This window comes from Actinomadura sp. KC216, from assembly GCF_004348535.1.
Classification (GTDB): Bacteria; Actinomycetota; Actinomycetes; order Streptosporangiales; family Streptosporangiaceae; genus Spirillospora.
This window is the reverse complement of the sequence record NZ_SMJX01000088.1, coordinates 13,069-28,263: the sequence shown is the minus strand read 5'-3', so window position 1 is coordinate 28,263 and position 15,195 is coordinate 13,069. Positions and strand designations below refer to the sequence as shown.

At 75.0% G+C, this 15,195-nt stretch carries 16 protein-coding genes and 1 pseudogene; 14 read left to right on the top strand and 3 right to left on the bottom strand.

The window, feature by feature from the left end; genetic code table 11:
* A pseudogene (locus E1264_RS17470) lies at positions 1-333 on the top strand (hydantoinase B/oxoprolinase family protein); the annotation flags it as partial.
* On the opposite strand, the gene E1264_RS17465 reads toward E1264_RS17470, so the two are convergent.
* Positions 279-917, bottom strand: coding sequence for an AAA family ATPase (locus E1264_RS17465; protein WP_207935978.1), 639 nt, complete (start codon positions 915-917; stop codon positions 279-281). The pseudogene E1264_RS17470 and the gene E1264_RS17465 overlap by 55 nt on opposite strands.
* 41 nt (positions 918-958) lie before the next feature.
* Between E1264_RS17465 and E1264_RS17460 the strand changes: the two genes are divergently transcribed.
* The 9 genes from E1264_RS17460 (at position 959) to E1264_RS17420 (ending at position 10,246) form a co-directional block, all read left to right on the top strand.
* Entirely contained in the window at positions 959-2,359 is a 1,401-nt protein-coding gene (locus E1264_RS17460) for an acyl-CoA synthetase (RefSeq protein WP_132174717.1), read from the top strand.
* Between the two features lie 108 nt (positions 2,360-2,467).
* On the top strand, positions 2,468-3,400 hold the full coding sequence (locus E1264_RS17455) for an ABC transporter ATP-binding protein (protein ID WP_132174715.1): 933 nt from the start codon (positions 2,468-2,470) through the stop codon (positions 3,398-3,400).
* Positions 3,397-4,206, top strand: a complete 810-nt coding sequence (locus E1264_RS17450) for an ABC transporter permease (protein WP_132174713.1) — start codon at positions 3,397-3,399, stop codon at positions 4,204-4,206. The genes E1264_RS17455 and E1264_RS17450 overlap by 4 nt, the downstream gene beginning before the upstream one ends.
* Before the next feature lie 48 nt (positions 4,207-4,254).
* Positions 4,255-5,493 (top strand): sensor histidine kinase, encoded by a 1,239-nt coding sequence (locus tag E1264_RS17445; protein ID WP_132174711.1) that lies wholly within the window; start codon positions 4,255-4,257, stop codon positions 5,491-5,493.
* Entirely contained in the window at positions 5,490-6,095 is a 606-nt protein-coding gene (locus E1264_RS17440) for a response regulator transcription factor (protein ID WP_132174709.1), read from the top strand. The genes E1264_RS17445 and E1264_RS17440 overlap by 4 nt, the downstream gene beginning before the upstream one ends.
* Before the next feature lie 21 nt (positions 6,096-6,116).
* Positions 6,117-7,280 carry a pyridoxal phosphate-dependent aminotransferase gene (locus E1264_RS17435; RefSeq protein ID WP_132174707.1) on the top strand — a complete coding sequence of 388 codons (1,164 nt, stop codon included), beginning with the start codon at positions 6,117-6,119 and terminating at the stop codon, positions 7,278-7,280.
* Between the two features lie 84 nt (positions 7,281-7,364).
* Positions 7,365-8,330, top strand: a complete 966-nt coding sequence (locus E1264_RS17430; protein WP_243710988.1) for a carbamate kinase — start codon at positions 7,365-7,367, stop codon at positions 8,328-8,330.
* A gap of 41 nt (positions 8,331-8,371) precedes the next feature.
* Positions 8,372-9,478 (top strand): ring-opening amidohydrolase, encoded by a 1,107-nt coding sequence (locus tag E1264_RS17425; protein WP_132174703.1) that lies wholly within the window; start codon positions 8,372-8,374, stop codon positions 9,476-9,478.
* Positions 9,479-9,547: 69 nt separating this feature from the next.
* Complete coding sequence (locus E1264_RS17420; protein ID WP_132174701.1) at positions 9,548-10,246, top strand: SseB family protein; 699 nt, start codon at positions 9,548-9,550, stop codon at positions 10,244-10,246.
* Positions 10,247-10,278: 32 nt separating this feature from the next.
* Here E1264_RS17420 and E1264_RS17415 read toward each other — a convergent pair whose 3' ends face one another.
* Positions 10,279-11,286, bottom strand: coding sequence for a DUF2332 domain-containing protein (locus E1264_RS17415; protein ID WP_132174699.1), 1,008 nt, complete (start codon positions 11,284-11,286; stop codon positions 10,279-10,281).
* 79 nt (positions 11,287-11,365) lie between these two features.
* On the opposite strand from E1264_RS17415, the gene aroC reads away from it, so the two are divergent.
* Genes aroC through aroQ form a run of 4 tightly spaced genes read left to right on the top strand, consistent with a single transcriptional unit; the run spans position 11,366 to position 14,598 of the window.
* Positions 11,366-12,544, top strand: coding sequence for a chorismate synthase (aroC, locus tag E1264_RS17410; protein WP_132174697.1), 1,179 nt, complete (start codon positions 11,366-11,368; stop codon positions 12,542-12,544).
* Positions 12,545-12,554: 10 nt separating this feature from the next.
* Positions 12,555-13,067: a shikimate kinase gene (locus E1264_RS17405; protein WP_132174695.1), complete on the top strand. Its 513-nt coding sequence runs from the start codon at positions 12,555-12,557 to the stop codon at positions 13,065-13,067.
* Entirely contained in the window at positions 13,064-14,137 is a 1,074-nt protein-coding gene (gene aroB / locus E1264_RS17400; RefSeq protein WP_132174693.1) for a 3-dehydroquinate synthase, read from the top strand. The genes E1264_RS17405 and aroB overlap by 4 nt, the downstream gene beginning before the upstream one ends.
* Positions 14,134-14,598, top strand: coding sequence for a type II 3-dehydroquinate dehydratase (gene aroQ / locus E1264_RS17395; protein WP_132174691.1), 465 nt, complete (start codon positions 14,134-14,136; stop codon positions 14,596-14,598). The genes aroB and aroQ overlap by 4 nt, the downstream gene beginning before the upstream one ends.
* On the opposite strand, the gene E1264_RS17390 is transcribed toward aroQ, so the two are convergent.
* A complete protein-coding gene (locus E1264_RS17390; RefSeq protein ID WP_132174689.1) occupies positions 14,595-15,170 on the bottom strand; it encodes a TetR/AcrR family transcriptional regulator in 576 nt (191 codons plus the stop codon). The genes aroQ and E1264_RS17390 overlap by 4 nt on opposite strands.
* Between the last annotated feature and the right edge of the window lie 25 nt (positions 15,171-15,195).

Sequence of the window (15,195 nt, the reverse complement as noted above, 5' to 3'; positions counted from 1 at the left end):
GAGATGGACGGCCTCGTGGACGACCACCCCGTCAAGGCCGGGCAGGTCATCCGCATCCGCACGACCGGGGGCGGCGGGTGGGGCGACCCCTTGGACCGCGACCCGTCCCGTGTGGCCGCCGACGTCCGCGACGGCAAGGTGTCGGTGGACGGTGCCCGCGACGACTACGGCGTCGTCGTTCTGGCCGGCGGCCTGGTCGACGAGGACGCCACCGCCGCCCTGCGCGAGCGGCTGCGCGCCGAACGCGGACCCGCGCCGTTCTTCGACCGCGGGCCGGGCTATCCCGAACTGTCGGGCGGGCTGCCGTCCGCCGACGTCGACGCCGTCGAGTAGGTCCGGAAGCGGTGGGACGTGAACGTGGTGCCGTCCACGAGGAGGTCGGAGCGGGCGCGGGTGGCGTCGGCGGTGAAGAACTCCGCCTCGCGGGCGCTCCACGCGTCCCACGCGTCGGCGTGCTCGGGCCCGTCGCGGTCGATGGCGCGGGCCCGGCGCAGGTCGTGCGGCGCGTCGATCCAGATGCGGAACGCGGCGGGCGACCCCGCCCACGCCGCCCCGACGCCCTCCACGATCAGGACGGGCCCGGCCGGGACCTCCTCCTCCGGCCCGTACAGGTCGCGGTGCCAGTCGTAGCGGCGCAGGACGGCGCGCCGCCCGTCGCGCAGCGGGTCGAGGACGGCGGCGCGGAGCGGTCCCCACCAGGTGAGCGGGTCGGCGTCCCACGGCACGCGGAAGTCGTCGGAGCGCACCACCGGCGCGCCGACCAGGACCTCCGCCAGATGGTCCGCGAACGTCGACTTCCCGGCGCCGCTCGGGCCGTCGATCGCGACGAGGCGCGCCGGGCCGCACGACGGCGGCAGGACCAGCAGCCGGGCGGCGAGCGCGGGATAGGTCAGGGCGGCACCCTGTGGGAACGGCACGGACGGCATACTTCCAGGACGACACGGAGAGGGGCCAGACGATGGACCTGCTCGGCGCGACGGGCGGCCCGGTGCGGATCGCGGGACGCGGCCTGCCGCGCGACGAGCTGTTCGGCTGGGCGTCGGCCGTGGCCGCGGAGATCCGCGGCGCGGACGCCGTCGCCGTCCACGCCACGGCGTCCCTGGAGACGGTCGCGGCGGTCGTCGGCGGGCTGCTCGCGGGCGTCCCGGTCGTGCCGGTGCCGCCCGACTCCGGCCCCGCCGAACGCGCCCACATCCTCGGCGACTCCGGTGCGAGCCTCCTCCTCGCCGCCCGCGACGCGGCCCCGCGGGCGGACGGCGAGCCGCCGTTCATCCCCGTCGACGCGCTCCCGCGCGACGGGAGCACCACGGCCGATCCCGGCGCCGGCGCCACCGCGCTGATCCTCTACACCAGCGGGACGACGGGCGCGCCGAAGGGCGTGCCGATCTCGCGCGGCGCGATCGCCGCCGGGCTGGACGCGCTCGCCGGCGCCTGGGCCTGGACCCCCGACGACGTCCTCGTCCACGGGCTGCCGCTGTTCCACGTGCACGGGCTCGTCCTCGGCGTCCTCGGGGCGCTGCGGGTCGGCTCCCCGCTCGTGCACACGGGCCGTCCCAAGCCCGAGGCGTACGCCGCCGCGGCCCAGGACGACGGCGGGAGCCTGTTCTTCGGCGTCCCGACCGTCTGGTCGCGGACGGCCGCCGACCCGTCCGCCGCCCAGGCCCTGCGCGGCGCGCGGCTCCTCGTCTCCGGCAGCGCGCCCCTCCCCGTGCCGGTCTTCGAGCGGCTCGCGCAGCTGACCGGGCACCGCCCGGTCGAGCGCTACGGCATGACCGAGACGCTCATCACGGTCAGCGCCCGCGCGGACGGCGACCGGCGTCCCGGCTACGTCGGCACGCCGCTCACCGGCGTCGAGACGCGCCTCGCCGGCGAGGACGGCGGGCCCGTCCCGGCGGACGGGGAGACGCCCGGCGAGCTGCACGTCCGCGCCCCGCTGCTGTTCAAGGGCTACCTCAACCGCCCCGACGCCACCGCCGAGTCGTTCACCGCGGACGGCTGGTTCCGCACCGGCGACATCGCGACCATCGGACCGGACGGCTGGCACCGCATCGTCGGCCGCGCGTCCACCGACCTGATCAAGAGCGGCGGCTACCGGATCGGCGCGGGCGAGATCGAGAACGCGCTGCTCGCGCACCCCGCCGTCCGGGAGGCCGCCGTCGTCGGCACCCCGCACGACGACCTCGGCGAGCAGGTCACCGCCTACGTCGTCGCCGACGGCGTCGCGGAACGGCAGCTGATCGACTTCGTGGCGGAGCGGCTGTCGGCCCACAAGCGGCCCCGCGTGGTGCACCTGGTCGCGTCGCTGCCGCGCAACGCCATGGGCAAGGTCGTCAAGACCCGCCTGGCGCCGCCCGCATGACACGCCCCGCCCGCATGACATCTGTCATGCCGATCGGCTGACAGGCGCCGCCGGAACCGGTGATACGCGCTTCTACCGGCGCACGCGCCCGCTCGCGACGCTGGAGGCATGGATACGAGCACAGCCATCAGCGTCGACGGGCTCCGCCAGCGGTACGGGGACTTCGAGGCCGTCGCCGGGATCTCCTTCGAGGTCAGAGCCGGCGAGCTGTTCGCGCTCCTCGGCACGAACGGTGCCGGAAAGACCACCACCCTCGAAGCCCTGGAGGGGCACCGGCCCGTCCACGAGGGGACGGTCCGCGTCCTCGGCCGCGACCCGCACCGCGAGCGCCGCGCCGTCCGCCCCCGGATCGGGATCATGCTGCAGGAGGGCGGCTTCTTCGCCGACCTCACCGTCGCCGAGACCGTCGACCACTGGCGCGGCTTCACCCCCGCGCCCCGCGCCCGCGACGAGGCCGTCGCCCTCGCCGGCCTCACCGAGAAGGCGGACGTCCGGGTGCGGCAGCTGTCCGGCGGCCAGAAACGCCGCCTCGACCTCGCGCTCGCGCTGCTGGGCCGTCCCGCCGTGCTGTTCCTGGACGAGCCCACCACCGGCATGGACCCCGAGGCCCGCCGCGCCACCTGGACGATCGTCCGGGACGTCGTCGCGGACGGCACCACCGTCCTGCTGACCACCCACTACCTGGAGGAGGCCGAGCACCTCGCCGACCGGCTCGCCATCCTGCACCGCGGCCGGATCGAGACCGCCGGGACGGTCGGCGACGTCGTCGCCGGGCACGGCGACCGCATCAGCTTCCGGCTGCCCGAGCACCTCCAGGTCGCCGAACTCCCCGCCCTGCGCGGCGCCCGCGCCGGCATCACCGTCGACGGCGGCCGCACCGTCGCGACCTACACCGTCACCGTCACCGGCCTCCAGGCGGGCCTGTACGACCTGCTGCGCTGGGCCGATGGCAAACGGATCCGGCTGGACGGCCTGGAGGCCCGCAGCGCCTCCCTCGAAGACGTCTTCCTCCGCACCGCCGCCGAAGGAGCCACCCGATGAACGCCGCCGCGACGTCCCTGCCCGCGATGCTCCGCGTCTCCCGCCTCGATTTCACCCTCCTGTGGCGCAACAAGACGTCCCTGGTCACCGTCGTCGGCCTGCCGATGGTGTTCGCGGGGATGCTCGTCCCGATGAAGGGCGCCGACATCGGCGGCGTGGACGGCGCCCTCCTGCAGGGCACCGGCCACCTCGGCTTCTTCCTCGTCTTCGCCGTCCTCATGAACCTCGTCACCGTGTTCACCGCCCGCCGCGAGGACCTCACCCTCAAACGGCTCCGCGGCACCGCCCTGTCGGACACGGAGATCACCGGCGGCAGCGTCCTCACCGCGGTCGCGATGTACGCCGTCCAGGCGCTGGCGCTGCTCGCCGTGCTCGGCGTCGCGCTCGGCGGCCGGTTCCCCGCCGACCCCGTGCTCGTCCTCGCGGGCCTCGCGGGCGGCGTCGCCGTCTTCGCGGCCCTGGCGTTCGCGCTCTCCGGCGTCAGCCCGACCGCCGAGCTGGCGCAGCTCGCCGTCCTGCCGATCATGTTCGGCTGCATGCTCGGCGGCGGGGTCATGGTCCCGCTGGACGAGCTGCCCGGCCGGCTCGCCCAGATATGCCGGTTCACCCCGCTCAGCCCCGTCGTGGAGATCACCAGGACCGGGTACTTCGGGCAGGACTTCCACGCCCACTCGGCGCATCCGCCCGTCGGCGTCCTGGAGGGCTGGCGCGCCTGCCTGCCGTCGTTCGCCGTCCTCGCCGGGTGGATCGTCCTCGGCCGCGTGCTCGCGGCCCGCTGGTTCCGCTGGGAGCCCCGGCGCGCCTGATAAGGGGTGCCGGACCGGTTACAGTGCGACACGAGGAGGAGACGGGACATGACGGTCGCGACGACGGCGGACCTCGAAGCGCGTGACATCCGCAGGCTGGAGCGCTACCAGCGGGTCACCTACCGCTCGTTCCTCTGCGCCGCCGTGGGCTTCGTCGGGCCGAGCCTCGCCGGCCTGGGGATGGCCTATGGCAACGGCCGCGCCGGCGTTCCCGTCATCGCCGCGGCGCTCGCGGGCCTCGCCCTGCTCAGCTGGTACTACGCCCGCCTCGTCAAGGCGGGCCTGGCGGGCGGGGCGGCGCGCCGCGACATCGTCCTCAGCGGGGCCGTGACGGCCGCGCTGAGCCTGATGATCCTGACCAGCCCGATGTTCACCGTCGTCCCGGTCTTCTGGCTGTCCGCGCTGGGCCTGTCACCGATGAGCCGCGGGCGGATCGCCGTCCTGTGCGCCGCCACCGGGGCGTTCTGCGCGGTGATCACCACCGTCGCCGCGGAACGCCACTTCCCGGACGGCGACCTGCCCTGGTACCTCCTCCTCCCGTTGATGTTCGCCATCTACACCGCGGCCTGCGGGATCGTCGTGTTCGTCAACGGTTACCAGCGCCGCATGTGGGAGATGCACCGGGAGACCCACGCGGCCCGCGACGCCCTCGCCCGGCTCGCGGTCACCGAGGAGCGCCTGCGCTTCTCCCGCGACCTGCACGACCTCCTCGGCCACAGCCTCTCCCTCATCGCGGTGAAGAGCGAGCTGGCCATGCGGCTGGCGGGCACCGACCCGGGCCGCGCGGGCGCCGAGATGGCCGACGTCCGCCGCACCGCGCGCGAGGCGCTGCGGGAGGTCCGGTCCGCCGTCAGCGGGTACCGGGCCGTCGAGCTGGACGCCGAGCTGGCCGGGGCGCGCGCCGTGTTGGAGGCCGCCGGGATCCGCTGCGACATCGGCGACCCGCCGGACCCGCTGCCGCCCGAGGTCCGCTCGGTGCTGGCCTGGGTCATCCGGGAGGGCGCCACCAACGTGATCAAGCACAGCGAGGCGCGGCGCTGCGCCGTCGCGCTCACCGCCTACGAGGGGTCCGTGGTGCTGGAGATGCGCAACGACGGCGTCCGGGACGGCGGCGACGGGAACGGCTCCGGCCTCACCGGGCTCGCCGAGCGCGTCGCCGTGCTCGGCGGCGAGATCACCTCCGGCAGGCACGGCCGCGACGGGTTCCTGCTGCGCGCCGCCGTCCCGCTCCCGGCGCCCGCCGAGGACCCCGCACCCGCCGAGCCGGTCGCGGGGAGGACGGCGTGATCCGCGTCCTGCTCGCCGACGACGAGCACCTCATCCGCGGCGCCGTCGCCGCGCTGCTCGGCCTGGAGCCCGACCTGGAGGTCGTCGCCGAGGTCGGCCGCGGCGACGAGGTCGCGGCAGCGGTCGCCGCGCACGCCCCGGACGTCGCCGTCCTCGACATCGAGATGCCCGGCGCGGACGGCCTCACCGTCGCCGAACGGCTCACCGCGTCCGGCGCCCGCTGCGCGATCTGCATCCTGACCAGCTTCGGCCGCCCCGGCTACCTGCGCCGCGCGATGGCCGCCGGGGTCCGCGGCTTCGTCGCCAAGGACGCCCCCACCCAGGAGCTCGCCGCCGCCATCCGCAAGATCCACGACGGCGGCCGCTACCTGGACGCCGAACTCGCCGCCGCCGCCATGGCCGCGGGCGACAACCCCCTCACCGACCGCGAGCGCGAGGTCCTCCGCCTCACCGGCACCGGCGCCGAGACCGCCCGCATCGCGTCCCAGCTGCACCTGTCCGAGGGCACCGTCCGCAACTACCTCTCCACCGCCATGACCAAGCTCGGCGCCCCCACCCGCGCCGCCGCCGCCCGCGCCGCGCGCGACATGGGCTGGATCTGACGGCCCGTTAGTCTGGTGGGCGTGAGCGAGCCTCTCGTAACGCGGATGCAGGAATTCGGCGAGACGATCTTCGCCGAGATGTCGGCACTCGCCGTCCGGACCGGCGCGATCAATCTCGGCCAGGGCTTTCCGGACGAGGAGGGCCCGAAGGCCGTCCTGGACACGGCCGTCGAGGCGATCCGGATCGGCGCGAACCAGTACCCGCCCGGGCCGGGACTCCCAGAACTCCGTGAGGCGGTGTCCGCACAGCGGCTTGCGCGGTACGGGTTGTCGTACGACCCGGCGACCGAGGTGTTCGTGACCGTTGGTGCCACCGAGGGCATCGCGGCCTCGGTGCTGGCGCTGGCCGGGCCCGGCGACGAGGTCATCGTCTTCGAGCCCTACTACGACTCCTACGCCGCCGTGATCGCGCTCGCCGGGGCCGTGCGCAGGCCCGTCACGCTCCGTCCCGTCGAGGAGCGGTTCACGTTCGACCCCGACGAGCTGCGCGCCGCGGTGGGCCCCCGCACCCGGGCGGTCCTGGTGAACTCGCCGCACAACCCGGCCGGGACCGTGTTCACCCGCGCCGAGCTGGAGACCATCGCCGGCGTCTGCCGCGAGCACGACCTCGTCGCGATCACCGACGAGGTGTACGAGTACCTGACGTTCGACGACGCCGAGCACATCCCCCTCGCCACCCTCGACGGCATGCGCGAGCGGACGGTGTCGGTGTCGTCCGCGGGCAAGTCGTTCTCCGTCACCGGCTGGAAGACCGGGTGGGTGACCGCGCCCGCGCCGTACGTGCGGGCCGTCCAGACGGTGAAGCAGTTCCTGACGTTCACCGCCAGCGCCCCCTACCAGCGGGCCGCCGCGTACGCGCTGGCCAACGAGATCCCCTGGGTCGAGGAGCTGCGCAAGTCGCTGCAGGCCAAGCGCGACCGGCTCATCACCGGGCTGGAGGCCGCCGGGTTCAGCACCTACCGGCCGCAGGGCACGTACTTCGTCCAGGCCGACATCCGGCCGCTGGGCTTCACCGACGGCATGGCCCTGGCCCGCGCGCTGCCGGAGAAGGCGGGCGTCGTCGCGATCCCGACGCAGGTGTTCTACGACCACGCCGAGGCGGGCGCGCACTTCGTCCGCTTCGCGTTCTGCAAGAAGGACGAGGTCATCGACGAGGCCGTGGAACGCCTCGCCCGCCTCCGCTGATCGGCGCGGATTGCCGAAGAAGCGGCGCCCGTTGGGCGGGATTCGCCCATGAGCGCGGCGTCCGGCGCGGCTAGCGTTCGGCCTGTGAGCTGGAACGGCACGGGCCCGCTCGACGGTGAGCGGGTCCTGATCGCGCTCGGCGGCAACGCCATGACCGCGCCCGACGGCAGCGCCGCACCGGACGCCCAGGCGGCGGCCGTCGAGGCGGCGATGGGGCCGGTGGCGGACCTGGTCGCGGCGGGCGCGCGGGTCGCGCTCACGCACGGGAACGGGCCGCAGGTCGGCAACCTGCTGATCAAGAACCAGCTGGCGGCGGGCGTGGTGCCGCCCGTCCCGCTGGACTGGTGCGGCGCGCAGACCCAGGCCACCGTCGGCGTGATGATCATGAACGCGCTGGAGCGGGAGCTGGCCGCGCGCGGTGCGGCGCGTCCGGTGTCGACGGTCGTGACGCGGACGCTGGTGAACGCGTCCGACCCCGGGTTCGCTGCGCCCGCCAAACCGATCGGCCGCTACTTCCCCGAGGCGGACGCGCGCCGGGCCATGGCGCGCGGCGAGGTGTGGCGGCCGTTCGGGGAGCGGGGCTGGCGGCGCGTCGTCGCGTCGCCGGAGCCGCTGGAGATCCTCGACGCGGACGCGGCGGCGACGCTGCTGGACGCCGGGCACGTCGTCGTCGCGGCGGGCGGCGGGGGAGTGCCGGTGGCCCGCGTGGACGGGACGCTCCGCGGCGTCGAGGCCGTCGTCGACAAGGACCTCGCGGCGCAGCTGCTGGCGCGGCGGCTCGGCGCGTCCGCCCTGGTCATCGCGACCGACGTCGAGTACGCGATGGCCGGGTTCGGGACGCCCGGCGCCCGCCCGCTGCGCCGCACGACCCCCGCCGAGCTGGCGGAGCTGGCCGCCGCCGGGCATTTCGCGGGCGGCAGCATGGGCCCGAAGGTGGAGGCGGTGCGGCGGTTCGTCGCGGCCGGCGGGCGGCGGCGCGCGGCGATCGCGTCGCTGGCCCGGCTCGGCGCCGCCGTGCGCGGCGAGGCCGGGACGATCATCGAGGCGTGACCCGGGGTAGAGAGCGAACAGAGCAGCTGAGGAGCGATGACGTGCCCGATCCGATCGAAGTCCGCAAGATCCCCATCGAGAGCGTGACCGACGCGTCCGGGCTGGCCCGGCTGATCGACGACGGCGTCCTGGACGCCGACCGGGTCCTCGCCGTCGTCGGCAAGACCGAGGGCAACGGCGGCGTGAACGACTACACGCGCCTGCTCGCCGACCGCGCGTTCCGCGAGGTCCTGCTCGCGAAGGGGACCCGGTCCGCCGCCGAGGTCGGGCGCGTCCCGCTGGTGTGGTCGGGCGGCACCGACGGCGTCCTCAGCCCGCACGCCACCGTGTTCGCCACCGTCGACCCCGCGACCGCGCCGAGGACGGACGAGCCGCGGCTGTCGGTCGGCGTCGCGATGAGCGAGATCATCCGGCCGGAGGACATCGGCCGTCCCGCGATGGTCGAGACCGTCGCCGCGGGCGTCCGCGAGGCGATGAAGACCGCCGGGATCGACGACCCGGCCGACGTGCACTACGTCCAGACGAAGACGCCGCTGCTGACGCTCGACACCATCAACGACGCCAGGTCGCGCGGGCACGGCGTCGTCACCGAGGACACCCTCAAGTCGATGGACATCTCCAACTCCACCACGGCGCTCGGCATCGCCGTCGCGCTCGGCGAGATCGAGCCGCCGTCCGCCGAGCAGATCCACAGGGACCTGTCGCTGTACTCGTCGGTGGCGTCCTGCTCGTCGGGCGTGGAGCTGGACCGGGCGCAGATCGTCGTGGTCGGCAACGTGCGCGGCATCGGCGGCCGGTACCGCGCCGGGCACGGGGTGATGAAGGACGCCCTCGACGCCGACGGCATCTGGGCCGCCATCGCCTCGACCGGCCTCGACCTGCCCGACCGTCCCCGCACGTCCGACCTGGGCGGCCGGCTCGTCAACGTGTTCATCAAGTGCGAGGCGGACCCGTCCGGCTCGGTCCGGGGACGCCGCAACATCATGCTGGACGACGCCGACGTGCACTGGCACCGGCAGATCAAGGCGTGCGTCGGCGGCGTCGCGGCGTCGGTGACGGGCGATCCCGCGGTGTTCGTGTCGGTCGCGGCCGTGCATCAGGGGCCGTCCGGCGGCGGCACCGTCGCGGCGATCGCCGACCTCGGCTGACGGAAACCGGAACGGAGAGTATCCGGATCGCCACCCACAGCGGTCGCCGGAGGATATAGCCTTCCTGCCGTGTCCGGACTGACCATTCCCGAACCGCAGTTCCCGGAGGACGACGGCGGCGCCGACCCGCGGCTCTGCGAGGCGCTCGCCGGGTACGCCGCCGGCCGTGTCGGCGCGCACGTGGTGCTGCGGCGGCTGCAGGGCGTGCGGCTGCTCGTGCCGATCGTCGCCGTCCTCACCGAAGAGGAGGACGTGGAGCCCGGCGAGCTGCGCCGGGAGAAGTCGAGCGACATGGCGCTGCCGACGCTGATCGGCGACGACGGCCGGCGCGGCGTGCTCGGCTTCACCTGCACCGAGACGATGAAGGCGTGGCGCGACGACGCCCGCCCGGTGGCGGTCCGCGCGGGCGACGCCTGCCGCGCCACCTTGGACGAGGGCGCCGACGCCCTGGTCGTGGACGTGGCGGGCCCCGTCCCGTTCGCCGTGGACGGCCTGCGCCTGCACCTGCTCGCCGAGGGCCGTCCCGTCCCGCCCCCGCACGAGGACCCGGACGTCCTCGCCGCCGTCGAGGCCGCGTTCGGCTCCGACCAGTCCGTCAGCGGCGTCCGCGTCACCGAGGGCGAGTCGACGGAGCTGGCGGTCCGGTTCGCCGTCGTGGAGGGCCACGACGAGCGCCGCACCGTGCAGCGCGTCTCCGACCGCCTCGCCGAACTCCTGCGCGGCCACATCGTCGGCGGCGTGGAGCTGAGCGTCACCCGCCGCGCCTGAGAATCGCCGGCTTCGCGTCGGCGTGAGGCCGTCTAGAACCAGGTGGTCGGGAGGCCGTGCGCGGGGCCCTCGCCGAGGATCCGCCGGTCGCCGCCCGGCCACGTCCGCAGCGTCACGACCTGGACGGCGTTGAGGCGGGACGCGTCGCGGGCCTCGAACGTCAGGTAGGCGACGGGCGCGTCCGCGGTGGCGGCGGCCCCGGCGTTCTCCACGTGCCGGACGACGCGCGCCGCCTCGTCCCCGGACATGTAGGGCTGCATCGTCGAGTGCCACACGACCGTCGCGGCGCCCGGTACCGGGGCGAGACCGTCGAGGAATTCGGCGGCGCCCGCCCGGACGACCGTCGCCGGGACGCGCGCGGCCACCTCGAACGCGGCCCGCAGCCGCTCGACCCGCGCCGTCTGGTCGGGCCACACGTACGACAGCAGCCGCAGCCGCGCCTCCGGCGAGGACGGGTCCAGCGGAGCCGGGTCGCAGCCCAGCCGTTCGGTGACGGTGAGCGGGACGTCCGGCGGGAGGGGGCCGTGCCAGGCGTCCGGCAGCACGACCGGCGAGTCGGGACCGTAGCCGCCGTGCCCGTGCAGGATCCGGAAGTGGTCGGCCCGCAGGTTCAGGCCCGCGCTCGCGCCGATCTCCAGCAGCCGGACCGGCAGGCCGTGCGCCGCGACGGCGGTGAGCAGGCCGCCGACCAGCGGCGCCGCCCGCCCGACCTCGTTCGTCTGCGGCGGGTCGGCGAGCCCCGCGCGGATCTCCGCCGTGTGCGCGACCAGGACGTCCCGGAACGCGGGCCAGGCGTCCAGGGGGTCCGCGGTCCCTCCCGCGGTCGGGTAGTGGGCGGCGAGGTCCGGCACGCGCCCTTGCAGGACGAGCCGGTGGACCGCCGCCAGCATCCCGACGATGAACCCGGCTTCCCTCCGCGCTCCGAGCACGTCCCCGAGGAGATCCGGCGCCTCGTCCGCGGCCCGCGCCAGCAGCTCCGCGTACATCGGCGATCCCAGCTCGGCGCACGCCCGCGCCTGCCTCAGCAGTTGCTCCCGCACCGCCCCACCTCCGGCGCCGAGCTTCTCAGATGGCGGGCGCCGTCACGGGCGGCGGCCCGGACTCAATAGGATCAATGGCATGCTGCGCTGGTTGACCGCTGGGGAGTCCCATGGCCCGGCCCTGACCGCGATCGTGGAGGGGCTTCCGGCCGGTGTGCGCGTGACCTCGGCGGACATCGCCGAGGAGCTGCGCCGCCGGCGGCTCGGCCACGGGCGGGGCGCCCGGATGAAGTTCGAGCAGGACCAGGTGACGATCGTCGGCGGCGTCCGGCACGGGATGACGCAGGGCGGCCCGGTCGCGATCGAGGTCGGCAACACCGAGTGGCCGAAGTGGGAGACGGTCATGGCCGCCGACCCCGTGGACGCCGACGTCCTGGCCGCCCAGGCGCGCAACGCGCCGCTGTCGCAGCCGCGGCCCGGCCACGCCGACCTCGTCGGCATGCAGAAGTACGGCTTCGACGACGCGCGGCCCGTCCTGGAGCGGGCGAGCGCGCGGGAGACGGCGGCGCGCGTCGCGCTCGGCACGGTCGCCAAGGCGTTCCTCAAGCAGGCCCTCGGCGTGGACGTCCTCAGCCACGTGATCGCCCTCGGCGAGGTCGAGGCACCGGAGGGCGTCCTGCCCGAGCCCGGCGACCTCGCCCGCGTGGACGAGAGCCCGGTGCGCTGCTTCGACGCGGACGCCTCCGCCGCGATGGTCGCGCACATCGACGACACCAAGCGCGCCGGGGACACGCTCGGCGGCGTCGTGGAGGTCCTCGCCTACGGGCTCCCGCCCGGCCTCGGCAGCCACGTCCACTGGGACCGGCGGCTCGACGCGCGGCTCGCCGGCGCGCTGATGGGCATCCAGGCGATCAAGGGCGTGGAGCTCGGCGACGGGTTCACCACCGCGCGCCGCCCCGGGTCCCGGGCGCACGACGAGATCGACGGCACGCCCGAGGGCGTCCGCCGCCGCACGAACCGGGCCGGCGGCGTCGAGGGCGGCATGACGACCGGCGAGGCGCTGCGCGTCCGCGCGGCGATGAAGCCGATCTCGACCGTCCCGCGGCGGCTCGACACCATCGACGTGAAGACCGGCGAGCCCGCCAAGGCGATCAACCAGCGCAGCGACGTCACCGCCGTGCCCGCCGCCGGGGTCGTCGCGGAGGCGATGGTGGCGCTCGTCCTCGCGGACGCGGCGCTGGAGAAGTTCGGCGGCGACTCCGCCGAGGAGACCGCCCGCAACCTGCGGGGATACCTGTCCTCCCTGACGATCAAGTGAACTGGATCCGCTGACCATGCGACCGAAGGCAGTCATCATCGGCCCGCCCGGCTCGGGCAAGTCCACGATCGGCGCCGCGCTCGCGGACCGGCTCGGCGTGCCGCTGCGCGACACCGACGCCGACGTCGAGTCCGCGGCGGGCAAGCCGATCGGCGAGATCTTCATCGACGACGGCGAGGAGCGCTTCCGCGAGCTGGAGCGCGCGGCCGTCGCGGCGGCGCTGGCGGAGCACGAGGGCGTCGTCGCGCTCGGCGGCGGCGCCGTCCTGGCGGCGCAGACGCAGGAGCTTCTCGCCGGGCACACCGTCGTCTACCTGCGGGTCGGGCTGTCGGAGGCGATCAAGCGGGTCGGGCTGGCGTCGGCGCGGCCGCTGCTGGTCCTGAACCCGCGCAGCCAGATGCGCAAGCTGCTGGAGGAGCGCCTCCCCATCTACGAGCGGCTCGGCACGATCGCGGTCGGCACCGACGGCCGCGAGCCCGCCGAGATAGTCGAGGAGATCGCCAAGGCGCTGGGGGAGGCGTGACACGGTCCCGCGTCCACGTGGGCGGCCCCGACCCGTACGACGTCGTCATCGGGACGGGCGCCCTCGGCGAGCTGCCCCGCATGGTCGGCGAGCGCGCGCGGACCGTCGCGGTCGTCCACGCCGAGGGCCTGCCGGAGATCGCCCGCCCGGTGTGCGGCGCGCTGGAGCAGGCCGGATACGCCGTGCACGCGCTGCCCGTCCCGGACGGGGAGGCGGCCAAGGAGACCGGGGTCCTCGCCGGGCTCTGGTCGTCGTTCGCCCGGCACGGCATGACCCGGACGGACGCCGTCGTCGGCGTCGGCGGCGGCGCGACCACCGACCTCGCCGGGTTCGCGGCGGCGTCGTGGCTGCGCGGCGTCCCGGCGGTGCTCGTCCCGACGACGCTGCTCGGCATGGTGGACGCGGCCGTCGGCGGCAAGACCGGCATCAACATCCCCGAGGGCAAGAACCTCGTCGGCGCGTTCCACCCGCCCGCCGGGGTGCTGTGCGAGCTGACCACGCTGGTCACGATGCCGCGCGAGGACTACATCAGCGGCCTCGCCGAGATCATCAAGGCCGGGTTCATCGCCGACCCGAAGATCCTGGAGCTGGTCGAGGACGACCCGGCGGGCGCCGCGTCCCCGGACGGCCCGCACACCCGCGAGCTGGTCGAACGCGCCGTCCAGGTCAAGGCGGACGTCGTGTCCGCGGACCTGAAGGAGAGCGGGCTCCGCGAGATCCTCAACTACGGGCACACGCTCGCGCACGCCATCGAGAAGGCCGAGGACTACCGGTTCCGGCACGGCCACGCCGTCGCCATCGGCATGGTGTACGCCGCCGAGCTGGCCCGCCTCGCCGGACGGCTGTCCGCCGGCGTCGTCCAGCGGCACCGCGACATCCTCACGTCCGTCGGCCTGCCGATCTCCTACGCCGCCGACTGGCCGGGCCTGCGCGCCACGATGGCCATCGACAAGAAGTCGCGCGGCTCGACGCTGCGGTTCGTCGTCCTGGACGGCATCGCCGAGCCCGGCCGCCTCGAAGGACCCGACGAGGACCTCCTCGCCGCCGCCTACCGGGAGGTCTCCCGATGACGACCCGCGTCCTCGTGCTGAACGGCCCGAACCTGCGCAGGCTCGGCGTCCGCGAACCCGACGTGTACGGGACGACGACCCTCGACGGCATCGCCGCGCTGTGCCGCGACGCGGGCCGCCGCCTCGACCTGAGCGTCGAGGTCCGGCAGACCGACGACGAGGCCGAGATGCTCCGCTGGGTGCACGAGGCCGCCGACGGGCGCGTCCCGATGGTCGTGAACCCGGCCGCGTTCACGCACTACTCGTACTCGCTGCGGGACGCCCTCGCCCAGCGCACCGCGCCGCTCGTCGAGGTCCACATCAGCAACCCGGCGGCCCGCGAGGAGTTCCGGCACACCTCCGTCGTCGCGGGCGTCGCCACCGGCACGATCGCCGGGTTCGGCCCGATGTCGTACGTCCTCGCCCTCCAGGCCATCGCCGACCTCATCGCCGAAAAGCCCGGGAAGCCCCAGGAGGGTTAGGCGTCCCGGACGGCCTGGCGGATCAGGTCCTTGAGCTCGGCGACGACGTCGTCCAGCGGGGCGACGTCGCGGTGGGCGCGGCACAGGATCGTGGCGCCCTCCACGGCCGCGACGATCAGGCGGGCCAGGCGGGCGGCGCGGTCGTCGGGGACGCCGGCGTTGCCGAGCCCGGTGGCGAGGGTGTCGCGCCAGCGGTCGAACGCCGCCGCCGCTGCCGCGGCGAGCCGCGGGGCCTCGTCGTGGCACTCCACGGTGACCGCGACGACGGGGCACCCGGCGCGGAACTCGCTCCTGATCAGGAACTGCCGCCACCAGGCGGTGAAGGCGTCCACGGCGGACGCGGCGTCCCCGCCCTCGGTGGCGGCGAGGATCCCGGCGTTGAGGAAGTCGCCCGCGTAGCGGACGGCCTCCTCGGCGAGCTGCGCCTTGCCGTCCGGGAAATGGTGGTAGATCGACCCGCGCGGCGCGCCGCTGTGCGCGATGACGTCGCGGAACCCGGTGCCGCTGTAGCCGCGCTCCCGGAAGAGGTAGGCGGCGCTGCGCACCATGCGTTCCCGGCTGTCGGTCCCCATGGCCCCGATTATGACATTCATCATA